Annotated in this window: 14 protein-coding genes; 11 read left to right on the plus strand and 3 right to left on the minus strand. The window is 65.0% G+C overall.

Annotated elements, in window-relative coordinates:
* Positions 1-73: 73 nt before the first annotated feature.
* Both MNBBLIKP_RS07930 and MNBBLIKP_RS07935 read right to left on the minus strand, forming a co-directional pair.
* Positions 74-2,224, minus strand: a complete 2,151-nt coding sequence (locus MNBBLIKP_RS07930) for a hypothetical protein (RefSeq protein WP_088309212.1) — start codon at positions 2,222-2,224, stop codon at positions 74-76.
* A 47-nt stretch (positions 2,225-2,271) separates the two neighbouring features.
* Positions 2,272-3,498 carry a TIGR04063 family PEP-CTERM/XrtA system glycosyltransferase gene (locus tag MNBBLIKP_RS07935; protein WP_088309214.1) on the minus strand — a complete coding sequence of 409 codons (1,227 nt, stop codon included), beginning with the start codon at positions 3,496-3,498 and terminating at the stop codon, positions 2,272-2,274.
* 67 nt (positions 3,499-3,565) lie between these two features.
* Between MNBBLIKP_RS07935 and MNBBLIKP_RS07940 the strand changes: the two genes are divergently transcribed.
* The 7 genes from MNBBLIKP_RS07940 (at position 3,566) to MNBBLIKP_RS07970 (ending at position 9,405) form a co-directional block, all read left to right on the plus strand.
* A complete protein-coding gene (locus MNBBLIKP_RS07940) occupies positions 3,566-3,745 on the plus strand; it encodes a hypothetical protein (RefSeq protein WP_088309216.1) in 180 nt (59 codons plus the stop codon).
* Entirely contained in the window at positions 3,738-5,105 is a 1,368-nt protein-coding gene (locus MNBBLIKP_RS07945) for a putative O-glycosylation ligase, exosortase A system-associated (RefSeq protein WP_088309218.1), read from the plus strand. The genes MNBBLIKP_RS07940 and MNBBLIKP_RS07945 overlap by 8 nt, the downstream gene beginning before the upstream one ends.
* Positions 5,102-6,205: an acyltransferase family protein gene (locus MNBBLIKP_RS07950; RefSeq protein ID WP_088309220.1), complete on the plus strand. Its 1,104-nt coding sequence runs from the start codon at positions 5,102-5,104 to the stop codon at positions 6,203-6,205. The genes MNBBLIKP_RS07945 and MNBBLIKP_RS07950 overlap by 4 nt, the downstream gene beginning before the upstream one ends.
* Positions 6,206-6,323: 118 nt before the next feature.
* Complete coding sequence (locus tag MNBBLIKP_RS07955; protein ID WP_088309222.1) at positions 6,324-6,773, plus strand: MaoC family dehydratase; 450 nt, start codon at positions 6,324-6,326, stop codon at positions 6,771-6,773.
* Positions 6,774-6,913: 140 nt separating this feature from the next.
* A complete protein-coding gene (locus tag MNBBLIKP_RS07960) occupies positions 6,914-8,098 on the plus strand; it encodes an acetyl-CoA C-acyltransferase (protein WP_088309224.1) in 1,185 nt (394 codons plus the stop codon).
* A gap of 1 nt (position 8,099) precedes the next feature.
* Complete coding sequence (locus tag MNBBLIKP_RS07965; protein WP_088309226.1) at positions 8,100-8,663, plus strand: carboxymuconolactone decarboxylase family protein; 564 nt, start codon at positions 8,100-8,102, stop codon at positions 8,661-8,663.
* 109 nt (positions 8,664-8,772) lie between these two features.
* Positions 8,773-9,405: a DUF4126 domain-containing protein gene (locus MNBBLIKP_RS07970; protein WP_088309228.1), complete on the plus strand. Its 633-nt coding sequence runs from the start codon at positions 8,773-8,775 to the stop codon at positions 9,403-9,405.
* On the opposite strand, the gene MNBBLIKP_RS07975 is transcribed toward MNBBLIKP_RS07970, so the two are convergent.
* Positions 9,402-10,646 (minus strand): polyhydroxyalkanoate depolymerase, encoded by a 1,245-nt coding sequence (locus MNBBLIKP_RS07975; protein ID WP_088309230.1) that lies wholly within the window; start codon positions 10,644-10,646, stop codon positions 9,402-9,404. The two genes, MNBBLIKP_RS07970 and MNBBLIKP_RS07975, sit on opposite strands and share 4 nt — an antisense overlap.
* A gap of 155 nt (positions 10,647-10,801) precedes the next feature.
* Here MNBBLIKP_RS07975 and MNBBLIKP_RS07980 point away from each other — a divergent pair, with 155 nt between their 5' ends.
* The 4 genes from MNBBLIKP_RS07980 (at position 10,802) to folD (ending at position 14,765) form a co-directional block, all read left to right on the plus strand.
* Entirely contained in the window at positions 10,802-12,640 is a 1,839-nt protein-coding gene (locus MNBBLIKP_RS07980; RefSeq protein ID WP_088309232.1) for an ABC transporter transmembrane domain-containing protein, read from the plus strand.
* Positions 12,640-13,449, plus strand: coding sequence for an undecaprenyl-diphosphate phosphatase (locus tag MNBBLIKP_RS07985; RefSeq protein WP_088309234.1), 810 nt, complete (start codon positions 12,640-12,642; stop codon positions 13,447-13,449). The genes MNBBLIKP_RS07980 and MNBBLIKP_RS07985 overlap by 1 nt, the downstream gene beginning before the upstream one ends.
* 123 nt (positions 13,450-13,572) lie before the next feature.
* Positions 13,573-13,869 (plus strand): YggT family protein, encoded by a 297-nt coding sequence (locus MNBBLIKP_RS07990; RefSeq protein WP_254912961.1) that lies wholly within the window; start codon positions 13,573-13,575, stop codon positions 13,867-13,869.
* Complete coding sequence (gene folD / locus MNBBLIKP_RS07995) at positions 13,866-14,765, plus strand: bifunctional methylenetetrahydrofolate dehydrogenase/methenyltetrahydrofolate cyclohydrolase FolD (RefSeq protein WP_088309236.1); 900 nt, start codon at positions 13,866-13,868, stop codon at positions 14,763-14,765. Before MNBBLIKP_RS07990 ends, folD begins: the two co-directional genes overlap by 4 nt.
* Positions 14,766-14,879: the final 114 nt, after the last annotated feature.

Here is a 14,879-nt window from a genome sequence, read left to right on the forward strand (position 1 = left end):
GCGAAAAGGACAAGAACCGCTTGGGTCGGCCCAAGCGGTTCTTGAATAGGATTTCAGGACGGATTGAAGGCGGTCAGGCCGCGCCGCTCATCCGCTGCAGGTTGGCCAGCGCCGCGCGCAGGGCCTGATCGGCCTCGGCCGGATCGGTGCTCGATTGCATGGCCTGGCCTGCGATCGGTCCACCCTGTCCGGCGGCGCTGGGCGCATCGAAGCGCCGGAACGGCACTGTATCTGCTTCGGCCAGACTGGCGGCAAATGGTGCGGGCGGCGCCAGCGGGGCCTGGCCAGGGAAAATCACCACTGGTTCGACAGCCTGACTTTCGGCCTCGGGTTCCTCGATCCGCACGAACTGCGAGCGCGCTGAAAGCGGCTGGCCGATATCGAGCAGCGAGGCATAGCTCTCTTCCTCGGCTACCTCGACTTCAACAGCGGCGGGTTCCTCTTCGGCTACCGGCGACGCGAACGGCGCGGCAGGGGCCGCGAAGGAAGCGGGCGCAGTGAAGGGGGCAGGCTGGGCCGGCAGCAATGCCGAAGGCGCTTCGGGTGCTGCGGCGGCGAATGGCGCAGGCGGGGCCTCTGCCGAAGCCGGAGCGGTTACCGGCATGGCGATATGGCGCGGCGGCAACAAGCTGGCGAGCATGTCGTCATCGTCATCGCTCATCGCTTCGAGATTGAGCGGGCGCAGCGAGGCGGGCATCGGCAGCGGGGCCGGGGTGATCACGGCGGCAGGATCAGGCGCGGCATGGACCGGTGCCGGGTTCAGCAACGAGATAGCATCCGCGATCGGGGCGGCTGCAACCGGTGCTGGTGCGGCAAATGGTGCAAGCACAGGCTCTGGCGGCGCGGCAAACGCCTGCGGTGCGGCGAAAGCGGGGGGTGCAGCGACGACCGGCTCTGCCTCGGCAACGACAGGTACGGTTGCCTGTTCAGCCGAACCGGCTTCACCCGAGCGTGCGGCGCGGCGGCGCTGCATCGACTGCTGCAGGCGAGTAGCCAGGTCAGTCATGCCCAGCCCGGTCACGGACGGCAGCGGGTCGGCCGGTGCAATTACCGGTGCCGGAGCAGGCTCAACCAGAGCAGGCGCGGCGGCAACCGGTTCGGGCGCGGCCGGGGGGGCAAAGCTCTGGTGAACTTGCGCGGCCGGCATTGCGGGCGGCAGTTCGGCATCCGCGTCGCTGGTCATGCGGCCGTTGAACAGCGGTTCGGCTGCCTCGGTTTCAAAGACAGAAGTCTTGAACCCGGCAGCGCGGACGAATTCCGGGTCAATATGATCACCATCGATCGGCATGCCAAAGATCTGGCGTGCCGAGGCCGGTTCGGCCGGCTGGAATTCGGGGGCAGCTGCAACCGGCGGCGGCGCAGCGGCGACGGGCGCGGCGAATGCCGGAACCGGTTCTGCCGGAGCGGCAAAGCTGGGCATGGCGGGAGCTGGTGCGGCTGGCGCAGGCATGGCAAAAGGCGGTACGGCGGGTTTCGGCGCAAACGGCGCTTCAGTGACTGGCGCATCAGCTTCGGGCAGCGGCTGGAACAGCTGGCGAGCATCGGCCTGGGCGTGGATCGGCTGACCGAACGGTGCGGCGGGGGCCGGGGCCGGTTCGGCATAAGCGCCCAGATCGAGCGGGGCATGTGCCGCTTCGGCAGATTCGATCGGAGCATATTCGGCCAGTTCGATCCCGGCGATGTCCAGCACCTGCGGTGCGCCGCCCGGCAAGGGGGCCATTTCATGGGGCACGAATTCCGGCTCCTCTTGTTCGATTGCCAGCGCGCCTCGGCGGCGTCCGGCCAGCACTCCGCCACTTTCGGCATCGGGGCCGATTTCATCGTGGACCGATAGCGGTGCGGCATGGCCGCTGCGGCTGGCATAGCCCGATGCAGCGGCATCGCCGCTGCGCACGCCGCGCTTGCGTTGGCGCTGTTCAACCTTGGGGCGGGCGCTCCGGCGAGCGATCATCACGCCCAGCACGGCACCGATGGCTGCCAGAACCAGCGCAATCAGCATCCGCGCCGTAATGCCAAGCGGCGGAGCGGCGGCAGGAACGATCAGATCGATCCGGCTCTTCATCACCAGCGATTCGATCAGACTGGGGCGTACGGCCAGGCTTCCCAGCCCGAACAGCGCCCCGAACCACAGCGCAACCACAGCTGGAAACAGCTGGTGGCTGGTGATCGGCTTGCTGGCCTGCGGCTTGCCTTTGGGCGCGCTGCGCTTGTGCTGCTTTGCCACTCTTGAATACCCCGTCATTTCAATCCTGGCTGCCGGTTCCGCCGTAGTCAGGCGGCAGAACGGCGGCAGTCCACCAAACGGGATAAGACGAGATGGTAAACATCCTGATAACGATAAACGTTGCGGGCCCAGTCATGGCTGGTCTGGACGTGGGCATAGCCCGCATCGCGGCGCGCTTCCCAGCCTGACCGGTCACCCAGCAAGGCCGCCAGCGCGTCGGCGCAGGCGGCGGGATCGTCCGGGGCGAACAGCGTGCCGGTGACCCCGTCGGTGATCAGTTCGCGGTGCCCGCCGACATCCGATGCGGCCACCAGCTGGCGCTGGGCCATGGCTTCGAGCGGCTTGAGCGGGGTGACCAGATCGGTCAACCGGCTGCGTTTGCGCGGATAGGCCATGACATCGACCAGCGCATAGTATTTCTCCACCTCGCTGTGCGGCACACGCCCGACAAAGCGGATCGCCGCACTGGCGGGGCTGGCCTCTGCCTGGGCCCGCAGCGCCGCTTCCATCGGGCCGCCGCCGACCAGCAGCAGCTTGGCCGCCGGTACGCGCTGGATCAGCAAGGGCATGGCCTCGATCAGGTCGTCCAGCCCTTCATAGTCATAGAAGCTGCCGATAAATCCCACCACCGGGCCTGCACCCAGCCCGAGCTGCTCCGCGAGCGCCGGATCGCGCGCCACTGGTTCGCCGAACAGGCTGAGGTCCACTCCGTTGGGGCTGACCGTGATCTTGTCCGCCGCCGTGCCGCGTCCGATCAGGTCTGCTTTCAGGCCCTGGCAGATCGTTACGACCGCATCTGCCTGGCTGACGACATGGCTTTCGAGCGCGCGGGTCAGGCGGTATTTGACATTGCCTTCGTGGCCCGTGCCGTTGGAAACGGCGGCGTCTTCCCAGAAGGCGCGGATTTCATAGACCACCGGGATCCCCAGCCGCTTTCCCGCGATCAATGCCGCCTTGCCGCACAGCGCCGGGCTGTGGGCGTGCAGCAGGTCAGGCTGCCAATCCTGCGCGGAGGCGACGATGGCATCGGCCAGCAGATTGATCTCGCGCCATTCGCGCAGGCCCACCGGGCCGCTGGCATTGCCGCGGGTGCGGTAGAAGGTCAGCCCTTCGGCTTGTTCCACGTCGGGGCCTTCGGCCGTGTGGCGCAGCCCGGTGATCCCGCGCACTTCCAGCCCCATCGCCGCCTGCGCGGTCAGGATCGCGCGGGTGCGAAAGGTGTAGCCGCTGTGCAGCGGCAGCGAGTGGTCGAGGACGTGCAGAACCCTGGTCATGGCCGCATTCTCTAGCGCGGGAAGGCTTAACGGGCCGTCAACCCCGTGCGGTTAAAGGGCTTTCCGGATGATCGATTATTTCGCCCTGGCACTGACCCATGCCCTGCTGGCCCTTGCGGCCTGGCGGATGCTGCATCGCGCCGATCTGGATCACGAGGAACCGATGGACTCGCCAGCGCCGCCGCCCCCGCCGAGCGAGCCGCCCGCGCGGACCAAGCCCCGCCTGCAGGTGCGCCCGCGTGCTTGACCTGGCGCTGACCGGCTTTGTCTTTGCCCTGCTTGCGCTGGGGCTGCGCCGCCCCTTCGTGTGGGTGCTGGCCTATCTCTATATCGATATCCTGACCCCGCAGCGGATTTCGTGGGGGCTGCTGGCCTCTTTGCCGATCTCGCTGATCGCTTTCCTGCTGGCCTTTGGCGGCTGGCTGATGCTCGATGCCAAGAATGACACCCGCTTTACCCTGCGCCAGGGCCTGATCGCGCTGTTGCTGGTCTATTGCGGGATGACCACGCTGGCCGCCGACTATCCCGATTCGGCGGTGGAGAAATGGGCCTGGGTGTGGAAAGCGCTGTTCTTTGCGATCTTCCTGCCCCTGACCCTGCGCACCCGGCTGCGGATCGAAGCCGCGACGCTGCTGATCGTGCTGACGGTTGGCGCGATTGTGATCTGCGGCGGGATCAAGACCCTGGCGGGCGGCGGCGGGTATGGCACCTTGCGGCTGTTCGTGGCCGACAATGCCGGGATCTATGAAGGGTCGACCCTGTCGACCATCGCCATCGCAGTCGTCCCGCTGATCTGGTGGCTGGCGCGGTTCGGGACGATCTTTACGCCGAACCGGCTGGTCACGCTGTTCGCGCTGGGGCTGACATTTGCCTGCCTGCTGATCCCAATCGGCACCCAGACCCGCACCGGTCTGCTCTGCATCGCCTTGCTGGGCGTGCTGGCGCTGCGTTCGGCCAAGCGGCGGTTCCTCTATGCCGGACTGGCCAGTGTGGCAGTCCTGGTGGCGATCCCGTTCCTGCCGGAAAGCTATACCAAGCGGATGAACACGATCGAGAACCACCAGTCAGACCAATCGGCCAGCACCCGGGTTGCAGTGTGGATGTGGACGCTGGACTATGTGAAGGATCATCCCTTTGGCGGCGGCTTCGACGCTTACCTTGGCAATCGCCTGCGCGTGCCGACCAGCAAGGCCGAAGGATCGCACAACAACGTTTCGATCAAGACCGAATACCACGAGGAAGTGGGCCGGGCCTATCACTCGGCCTATTTCGAGATGCTGGGTGAACAGGGCTATCCCGGGTTCCTGCTGTGGGCCTGGATCCATGCGCTGGGGATCTGGCAAATGGAACGCCTGCGCCGCCGCTGGAAAGGCCGCACAGATGCGCAGCGCGCCTGGATCGCCCCGCTGGCCAATGCGCTGCAGCTGTCGCAGATGGTCTATTTCGTAGGCGCCTTGTTCATCGGGATCGCGTTCCAGCCGGTCATGTTCATGCTGATCGGGCTGCAATGCGGGCTGTGGTCCTATGCCAGGCGAATCGACCAGCCGCTGCACCGCGCGCCGCGTGGTCAGGGTGGCCAGCCGGTGCTGCGGGTCAAGACAGCATGACCGGCGCGGCGGCCAAGCCCCACCACCTCGATGCCCTGACCGGGATTCGCGGGATCGCGGCCTGGGCGGTGGTGTTCTATCACATCCGCCTGTCGCTGGTTGATCTGCTGCCCGCCTGGACGATTGCCGCGCTGGGCAAGGGCTATCTCGCGGTTGACCTGTTCTTCATCCTGTCAGGCTTCGTGATCTGGTACAATTACGCGGACAAGCTGCGGCGTGGCGGCTGGGCGGAAGCACGACTGTTCCTGTGGCGCCGATTCGCCCGGGTCTGGCCGCTGCACGCGGCGGTGCTGGGCGGGTTCGTGGGTCTGGTTACACTGCTGCTGGCCACCGGGCGCGATGCCTCGGGCTATCCGCTCGAGCAATTGCCGCTGCACTTCGCGCTGGTGCAGAACTGGGGGCTGACGGATGCACTCAGCTGGAACCATCCGGCCTGGTCGATCAGCACCGAACTGGCCGCCTATCTGCTGTTTCCGCTGGTGGTCATGGCCGCGCGGTGGGAGCATTGGCCGCGCTGGGCGCTCTATGCGCTGCTGCTGGCCATGGCGGGCACGGTCCACGCCGTCTTCGCGGCTCATGGCTATACCACGTTGGGAGAGGACATTTCCGGGCTTGGCCTGTGGCGCTGCCTGCCCGAATTCGCGATGGGTATGGTGCTGTGCATCCTGTGGCAGCGCTGGACCTCCAGCGGCGGCCGGGCCTGGCGCGCGGCGATGGCCTGCCTGTTCTGGTTCACCATGTGCCTCGCCTGGCGCCTGCCCGAAACCGCCCTGGTGCCAGGGCTGTTCTTCCTCGCTCTTGCCGCGCTTTCGCTCGATACCGGGCCGGTTTCGCGGCTGCTCGGCAACAAGGTGCTGACCTATCTGGGCGAGATTTCCTATTCGACCTACCTGGCCCACTTCCTGCTGTTCATTGTCTGGAAGCTGCTGTTCGTCGATGCCTCGCTCCAACTCGGTTGGCTTGGTCTCGGAGGCTATCTGGGCAGCGTCGCGGCGGCCTCGGTCGGACTTTACCACGGGCTGGAAAAGCCCGCCCAGCGCTGGCTGAATCGCCGCCCGCCGCAGTGGGCGAACCGCTCTGAGCCGCTGCCAGCCCGGTGATTCGCAGCTTCTGACCTCCCTCACGCACCGCTTGCCGTAGCGGCAGCACAGCGCGCGTTGCACCGCGCCTTCGCTTGGGCCATGAGAGGCGCAGAGATTCAGTGCGAAGGAGAGGCAAATGACCCCCCAAGAAATGCAGGCCAAGACCGGCGAAGTGATCGGCGTGTCGGACTGGTTCCACGTGACGCAGGAACGCATCAACATGTTTGCCGAAGCTACCGGCGATCACCAGTTCATCCACATTGATGAGGAAAAAGCCAAGCTGACCCCGTTCGGCGGAACCATAGCCCATGGCTTCCTCACTCTCTCGCTGATCCCGGTGCTGGGCGCGATGACCGATGGGGCGCGGATCGATGGCGTCAAGATGGGCGTCAATTACGGGGGCAACAAGACCCGCTTCATCAGCCCGGTCAAATCCGGCAAGCGCGTGCGCAGCCACACCAAGCTGCTCGAACTGGTCGAAAAGCGCCCCGGCCAATGGCAGCAGACCAACGAGATCACGATCGAGATCGAAGGCGAAGACAAGCCCGCGCTGATCTGTGAATGGATCACGCAGTTCTTCGTCTGAACCGGACCTCCCCAGGGATCGGCACTCCTGCCAGGCCTTCGACAAGCTCAGGCTGAGCAGACTTTCGTGTAATGACCCTATTCCGCGCGGGCTGAGCTTGTCGAAGCCCCCGTGCGGCCCAAGACCAAAGGATTTTCGCAATGTCACGTGACGCAGTTATCGTATCCACCGCCCGCACGCCGCTGACCAAGGCGGCGCGGGGTGCATTCAACAATACCACCGGCGCGACGCTGGGCGGCTGGTCGATTCGGGCAGCGGTCGAGCGCGCCGGGATCGAAGGCGGCGAAGTCGATGACGTGCTGATGGGCACCGCGGTCCAACAGGGTTCGACCGGCGGCAACGTCGGCCGCCTCGCCGCACTGCGCGCCGGACTGCCGGTTTCGGTCCCGGCCATGACCATGGACCGCCAGTGCTCCTCCGGCCTGATGTCGATCGCAACTGCGGCCAAGCAGATCATCGTCGACAACATGGACATCTGCGTTGCGGGCGGCCTCGAAAGCATTTCCAAGGTAGTCGGCAGCGGCAAGATGTTTGTCGAGCCGGACCGCGAACTGCTGGAAATGCACCCGCACATCTACATGCCGATGATCGGCACGGCCGAAGTGGTGGCCAAGCGTTATGGCATCAGCCGTGAAGCGCAGGATGAATACTCGCTTCGTTCGCAGCAGTTGACCGCTGCGGCCCAGGCGGCCGGCAAGTTCAACGACGAAATCGTGCCGTGCACCGCAACCATGGCTGTGGTCGACAAGGAAACCAAGGAAGTTTCCTACAAGGAAGTGACCGCCGACAAGGACGATTGCAACCGCCCTGAAACCACCCTTGAAGGGCTGGCCAGCCTCAAGCCGGTGATGGGCGAAGGCGGGGTGATTACCGCTGGTAACGCCAGCCAGTTGTCCGATGGCTCGTCGGCCTGCGTGGTGATGGAAGCCAAGCTGGCCGAAAAGCGCGGGCTTGCTCCGCTCGGACGCTATGTTGGCATGGCTGTGGCGGGCACCGAGCCTGACGAAATGGGCATCGGTCCGGTCTTCGCGATCCCCAAGCTGCTGGAACGTACCGGGCTGAAGATGAGCGACATCGGCCTGTGGGAACTGAACGAGGCGTTCGCCGTGCAGGTGCTCTACTGCCGCGACAAGCTGGGCATCCCTGATGAACTGCTCAACGTGAACGGCGGCTCGATCTCGATCGGCCACCCCTTCGGCATGACCGGTGCGCGCTGCACTGGCCACGCGCTGATCGAAGGCAAGCGCCGCGGCGTGAAGTATGTCGTGGTGACGATGTGCATTGGCGGCGGTCAGGGCGCAGCCGGGCTGTTCGAAGTCCTGTAAGATGCGTCTGCCTGCGCCCCGGATCGCCCCGCTGCATGACGCGGAGCTTGGTCCGGAGGCGCAGGCCGCGCTGGCCGGGCTGCCCGAATTTGCCCGCGCCTTCAACATCTTCCGCACTCAGGCGCACAAGCCTGCCGCGCTGAAGGCGTTTCTCGCCTGGGGCAACTATGTGTTGGGGCCGGGCAATTCGCTCGATCCGCGCATGCGCGAACTCGCGATCCTGCGCACCGGCTATCTGTGCAGGGCGGGCTACGAATGGGCTCAGCACGTGGTGATCGGGCAGCAGGCCGGACTGACCCCGGATGAAGTGGCGGCGATCAAGCGGGGTGCGCAGGCTCCCGGCTGGAGCACGATCGACCGGGCCGTGCTGACTGCCTGCGACGAACTGGTGCGCGGCCATTTCATCACCGACCCGACCTGGGCCGCCCTCACCCCGCTGGGGGACGAAGGCCGGATCGATCTGGTCTATACCGTCGGGCAATACACCCAGGTTTCGATGTTGCTCAACAGCGCCGGGGTGCAGCTGGATGCGATGCTGACCGTCGATCCTGATCTGATGGGGTGATTATCCTCCCCTCCCGCCTGCGGGAGGGGGCAACCGGGCCAAACTTGCCAAATCGCCCAAACCGGGCCAAGCTCTGTCCCCTTAGGTCGCGCTGGGGGGAGAAGCTGCCATGGGCGAGCATCTCGGCATTGTCGAAATTCTGGGGATCGCGGGGTCGGTCAGCCTGCTATCGGGCTGGCGGCTCTATCTGTGTGTGCTGGCGACGGGGCTGGCGATGCATTACAACGTGCTGCCGCTGCCCGAAAACCTCAAAAGCTTGCAGGTGCTCGCCAATCCCTGGGTGATGGGGACCGCCGGGGTAGCGGCAACGCTGGAATTCTTTGCCGATAAGGTGATGTGGCTCGATACGGTGTGGGATACGATCCACACCCTGATCCGGCCGCTGGGCGGGGCCCTGCTGGCTCTGGCTGTGGTCGATCCCGGCGATCCGGCAACCCAGGCGATTGCCTTTATCCTGGGCGGCGGGGCCTCGTTGCTCTCGCACGGGGGCAAGGCCAGCGCGCGCGCCGTGGTCAACACCAGCCCCGAACCGTTCAGCAATGCAGCGCTATCGACCGTGGAAGACGTGGCGACCGGCGGCTTGCTCTACCTCGCCTACAGCCACCCGGTCGCTGCGGGCGGGGTGGCGTTGGGGCTGGCGCTGTTCACCGCCGTGCTGCTGGTCATGGCCTGGCGCGTGCTGCGCCGGATTTTCCTGCGGGTGCAGCCGGAACCGGCGGTTCCGGCCGCGCCGGAAGGTTAGGCTACCACCTTCAGCTGCACTTTGTCGTGCTTGGCGATCCAGTCCTCGACGATCGGGGCGATCAGATCACGCCATTTGCTGCCGTTGAAGATGCCGTAATGGCCGACTTCGGGGGCCATGTGGTACTTCTTCTTCGCTTCTGACAGGCCGGTTGCCAGGTGCAGCGCGGCCTTGGTCTGACCGATCCCGGAGATGTCGTCGCGCTCACCCTCGACCGCCAGGATCGCGGTGTCCTTGATCTTGCCCAGATCGACCACTTTGCCGCGGTGGTTGAAAGTGCCGTTGGGCAAGGAGTGCTTCTGGAACACTTCCTCGACCGTCTGGAGGTAATAGGCGGCGTTGAGATCGCAGATCGCGCGGTATTCGTCGTAAAACGCCTTGGTTGCGTCGGCATTCTCGTCCGCACCTTCGACCAGGTGCTTGAACATGTGATAGTGGCTCAGCATGTGGTTGCCCAGGTTCATGCTCATGAAGCCCGCCAGCTGCAGGAACCCCGGATAGACCCGGCGTCCCGCACCCGGATATTGCAGCGGCACCGTGGCGATCACAGTATGGCGGAACCATTCGATCGGGCGCTGCATCGCCAGATCGTTGACCGTGGTCGGCGCTTCGCGTGTGTCGATCGGGCCGCCCATCATGGTCAGGCTGGCCGGGCGGCAGGGATGCTTGTCCGCCGCCATGATCGCGGTCGCGGCAAAGGTTGGCACCGAAGGCTGGCATACTGCCAGGGCATGGGCGCCCGGGCCGATATGTTCGAAGAATTCAACCAGATAGTCGATGTAATCGTCCAGATCGAACTCGCCGGCGGACAGCGGCACCATCTTCGCATCGGCCCAGTCGGTGATGTAGACCTCACACCGCTCAATCATCCGTGCCACCGTGCCGCGCAGCAGCGTGGCGAAATGTCCGCTCATCGGTGCGACGATCAGCAGCCGCGGCGCGCCCTGGGGCAAGCCGGGGTGCGTAAAGCGCAGCAGGTTGCCAAACGGCTTGTGCAGCACGATCGCTTCGGTAACGGGATGAGTCACGCCATCAACCGTGACGTCTTCGATATCGAAATCAGGCTTGCCATAGGGCGCGGAGGCATGGGCGAACACTTCCAGTGCCGAGGAGATTACCGGCGCAATCCCGCTATATCCGAACGGCATGACCGGATTGTTGAGCATTTCAGCCCCGACCGAAGCCCAGGTGCTGGCGGCATTGAGCCACGAACGCTGCATTTCATAGGCGGTGTAAAGCAAGCTGCGAACCTCCTGCCGAACCGGTCAAGCCCGGAATCTGGCCTGCCATGGTGGCGGCAATCAATGCATTGTGCAATGCAATATTTGACGCTGCATTGCACAACGGTCGGTTTTGTCCCTTACCTCGGCCCGGCACTGTGCTAGGGCGCTGCGCCATGGAATCCGAAAAGTCCGCGGTCGCGCCAGAGCAGCCCCAATCCTCCGCTAATGCCGAACCGCCCCCGGCGCGCAACCTGGGGCCGCTGCGGATGATCTGGCGCGAGACGGTCAAGTACCCCAAGCAAGTGGCCATCGCCGTGGTGGCGCTGTGCGTCACATCCGCTGCGACGATCTCGATCCCGGACCGGCTGCGCTCGATTGTCGATACCGCTTTCGGGCAGGGGGCCAGTCCGGAATCGATCAACCAGGTGTTCCATTACCTGCTGATGATCGTCGCGGTGCTGGGTCTGGCCACGGCAGTGCGGTTCTATTTCGTCAGCTGGCTGGGCGAACGCGTAGTAGGTGACTTGCGTTACAAAGTGCAGTCCAACCTGATGCGGCTGCCCCCCAGCTTTTTCGAGGAAAACAGCCCCAAGGAAATTTCCTCGCGAATGACGTCGGACACCGCGATCATCGAACAGGTGGTGGGAACCACTGTTTCGGTCGCGCTGCGCAATTCGCTGACCACGATTTTCGGGATCGCCTATCTGTTCTATCTCGCCCCCAAGCTGACCGCCGGGCTGATCCTGGGCATCCCGCTGGTGGTGGTGCCGATCACCTGGTTCGGGCGGCGGCTGCGCAATATCTCGCGCACCAGCCAGGATCGGGTAGCGGATATCGGTGCGCGCACTTCTGAAGTGCTGGGCGCGATGCGGGTGGTTCAGGCTTTCAATCAGGAAGAGCATGAGCGGCAGGCCTTTTCGGCAGTGGTTGAACAGACCTTTGCCACGGCCAAGCGCCGGATCCGGATTCGCGCGCTGATGACCAGCGTGGTGATCATTCTGGTCCTGGGCGGGATCGTCCTGCTGATGTGGGAAGGCGCGCTCAAGGTCGCCGAAGGGTCGCTCAGCGGCGGGACGATTGCCGGGTTCGTACTGGCCGGTGGGCTGGTCGCGGGATCATTCGGAGCCCTGGCCGAAGTCTATGGCGATCTGCTGCGCGGGGCCGGGGCGGCCAGCCGCCTCAACGAATTGCTCAATGAAAAACCCCTGATCGCCCCGCCCGCGCGGCCCTTGCTGTTGCCCGTCCCGCCGCGCGGGATGCTGGCGTTTGAGGGGGTGACCTTCCGTTATCCGACCCGGCTGGAAGTATCCGCGCTGGCCGATTTCAGCCTGACGGTGCAGCCCGGTGAAACCGTGGCGATCGTCGGCCCGTCCGGCGCGGGCAAAAGCACGCTGTTCCAGCTGGCGCAGCGCTTTTACGATCCACAAGCCGGGGTCATCAAGCTGGACGGCGTCCCGCTGACCTCGGTCGATCCGGCAGAGATCCGCCGCCGCATGGCACTGGTCCCGCAGGAAGGCACCCTGTTCGCCGCCTCGGCGCGCGACAATCTGCGCTATGGCAACTGGCAGGCCAGCGACGAGCAGATCTGGGATGCGGCGCGTGCGGCCAATGCCGAACAGTTCCTGCGCGAACTGCCCGACGGGCTCGACACGTTCCTGGGCGAAAGCGGCGCACGCCTTTCGGGCGGACAGCGTCAGCGCATCGCGATTGCCCGCGCCTTGCTTCGCGAAGCGCCGATCCTGCTGCTGGACGAAGCGACCAGCGCGCTGGATGCTGAAAGCGAACGGCTGGTGCAGGACGCGCTTGATCGGCTGATGGCCAGCCGCACCACTCTGGTCATCGCCCACCGCCTCGCCACGGTGCGCGCGGCGGACCGGATCGTGGTGATGGACAAGGGCCGTGTGGTCGAAAGCGGCACCCATGATGCATTGATCGGGCAGGGCGGACTCTATGCCCGGCTCGCCGCGCTGCAATTCGATGACCGTGCGCTTAGCGCCGCCGGGGGGAACTGATGGACCTTACGATCACCGCGATTCTGCTTGGCATTGTCGAAGGGTTGACTGAATTCATCCCGGTATCTTCCACGGGGCACCTGATCCTGGCCAGCGAGCTGTTCGGCTATGATGCCGCGACCTGGGCGGTGTTCAATGTGGTAATTCAGCTGGGAGCGATCCTGGCAGTCGTGGTGCAATACTGGCGCACGTTCTGGGCGGTCGGCAAGGGGCTGCTGCGGCTGGAGCGGATCAGCCTGATCTTCGTGCGCAACATTCTGCTGGGCTTCCTGCCTTCGGCAGTGCTGGGTCTGCTGCTGAAAGACCAGATTCGCATGCTGCTGGGCAGCCCGATGGTGGTCGGCTGGGCGCTGATTCTGGGCGGGATTGCGATCCTGGCGATTGAAAAGATCGCCCGGCCCGGCCCGGCCAGCGGGGTGGCGCAGCTGCCGGTGCGCCAGGCGCTGGGCGTGGGGCTGTTCCAGTGCATCGCGATGATCCCCGGGGTCAGCCGGTCTGGAGCGACGATTATGGGCGCGCTGGCTATGGGCATCGAGCGCCGCACCGCGGCCGAATTCAGCTTTTTCCTGGCCATCCCGACCATGCTGGGCGCTTCGACGCTGGAACTGGTTGATAGCCGGGAAGCGCTGATGGCGGGGACCGGGCCGGTTGGCTGGGGTCTGATTGCGCTGGGGTTTGCAGTGTCCTTCGTGGTCGCGTTGGCGGTGATCAAGGTCTTCGTCGCCTATGTCAGCCGCGCTGGGTTCACGCCTTTCGCCTGGTACCGTATCGTGGTGGGGGCCTTGGCGGTGTACCTGCTGGGGCAGTAAGTTAGTCCCTCTTGCCAAATTAGTAAGCAAAGCTTACAATAATCAGTCTGAGAGCCAGCATTTGCCGGGGGCGTTGCCCTCGGCTATCAGCGGGGCCCATTTACTTGCGAGAGGGTTCCGCCTGTGATCAGCCAAGTCCTGATACCGATCCTGATGTTGCTGATGGATGTGGTCACCACCGTGGTGATCGTGCAGTTCGTGCTGTACCTGCTGATCCAGTTCAACGTCGTCAGCATGCACAGCCCCTTTGTCAGCGCACTGTGGCAAGGGCTCAATGCCATCCTCGATCCGCTGCTTAATCCGATCCGCCGCATGTTGCCGCATACCGGTGCGCTCGATTTCTCACCATTGGTGTTGATCGTGCTGATGCGGATCGTTCTGATCATCCTGTCCTATCTGGGGAGCGCCGCCTACCAATGACCCAAGCCGCCATCATCGACGGAAAAGAGTTCGCCGCTACCCTGCGCAGCCGCATCGCCGGACATGCCGCCAGTTTTGAAGCCAAGGCCGGGCGCAAGGCTGGCCTCGCAGTGGTGCTGGTGGGCGAAGATCCCGCCAGCCAGGTCTATGTCGCCAGCAAGGCCAAACAGACCGTCGAATGCGGCATGGCCAGCTTTGAACACAAGCTGCCGGCGGACACAGCGCAGGCCGATCTGATCGCGCTGATCGACCGGCTGAATGCCGATCCCATGGTCGATGGCATCCTGGTCCAGTTGCCGCTGCCGGGGCATCTCGACGAACAGGCCGTGGTTGAACGGATCAGCCCGGACAAGGACGTCGATGGCCTGACCCCGATTAGCACTGGCCGCCTTGCGCTCGGTCTGCCGGGGCTGGTGCCCTGCACTCCGCTCGGATCGCTGATGCTGCTCAAGGACCGGCTTGGCAGCCTGTCGGGTCTGAACGCTGTAGTGATCGGGCGCTCGATTCTGGTCGGCAAGCCGATGGCGCAGCTCCTGCTGGGCGAAAACTGCACCGTCACCATCGCGCATAGCCGCACCGCAGACCTGCCTGCCGTGGTGCGCCGCGCGGATATCGTGATCGCTGCGGTTGGCCGCCCGGAAATGGTCAAGGGGGACTGGATCAAGCCCGGCGCGACTGTGATCGACGTTGGCATCAACCGCCTGCCGCCCGAAGAAGGCAAGACCAAGGGACGTCTGGTCGGCGATGTCGATTATGCCGAGGCGCTGCAGGTCGCCGCTGCCGTCACCCCGGTGCCCGGCGGGGTTGGCCCGATGACCATCGCCGTCCTACTCCGCAACGCCCTCGTCGCCGCCCACCGCAATGCCGGCGTGGCGCTGGGGGATGAGACACTGTGATACCTGTTCAATCCTCCCCCTTTGGGTGAGGTGGCAGCACGCAGCGCTGACGGAGGGGCATGGCGGTTCAGTCGTGCCCCCTCCGCCTCGTTTCACTCGGCACCTCCCCCAAAG

This window comes from Novosphingobium sp. B 225, from assembly GCF_002198665.1.
Classification (GTDB): domain Bacteria; phylum Pseudomonadota; class Alphaproteobacteria; order Sphingomonadales; family Sphingomonadaceae; genus Novosphingobium.

Coding starts and splice junctions, on each gene's coding strand:
- MNBBLIKP_RS07950 (WP_088309220.1), top strand. CDS start 5,102: ATGACCGGCGCGGCGGCCAAGCCCCACCACCTCGATGCCCTGACCGGG.
- MNBBLIKP_RS07940 (WP_088309216.1), top strand. CDS start 3,566: ATGATCGATTATTTCGCCCTGGCACTGACCCATGCCCTGCTGGCCCTT.
- MNBBLIKP_RS07955 (WP_088309222.1), top strand. CDS start 6,324: ATGACCCCCCAAGAAATGCAGGCCAAGACCGGCGAAGTGATCGGCGTG.
- MNBBLIKP_RS07935 (WP_088309214.1), bottom strand. CDS start 3,498: ATGACCAGGGTTCTGCACGTCCTCGACCACTCGCTGCCGCTGCACAGC.
- folD (WP_088309236.1), top strand. CDS start 13,866: ATGACCCAAGCCGCCATCATCGACGGAAAAGAGTTCGCCGCTACCCTG.
- MNBBLIKP_RS07985 (WP_088309234.1), top strand. CDS start 12,640: ATGGACCTTACGATCACCGCGATTCTGCTTGGCATTGTCGAAGGGTTG.
- MNBBLIKP_RS07960 (WP_088309224.1), top strand. CDS start 6,914: ATGTCACGTGACGCAGTTATCGTATCCACCGCCCGCACGCCGCTGACC.
- MNBBLIKP_RS07980 (WP_088309232.1), top strand. CDS start 10,802: ATGGAATCCGAAAAGTCCGCGGTCGCGCCAGAGCAGCCCCAATCCTCC.
- MNBBLIKP_RS07965 (WP_088309226.1), top strand. CDS start 8,100: ATGCGTCTGCCTGCGCCCCGGATCGCCCCGCTGCATGACGCGGAGCTT.
- MNBBLIKP_RS07970 (WP_088309228.1), top strand. CDS start 8,773: ATGGGCGAGCATCTCGGCATTGTCGAAATTCTGGGGATCGCGGGGTCG.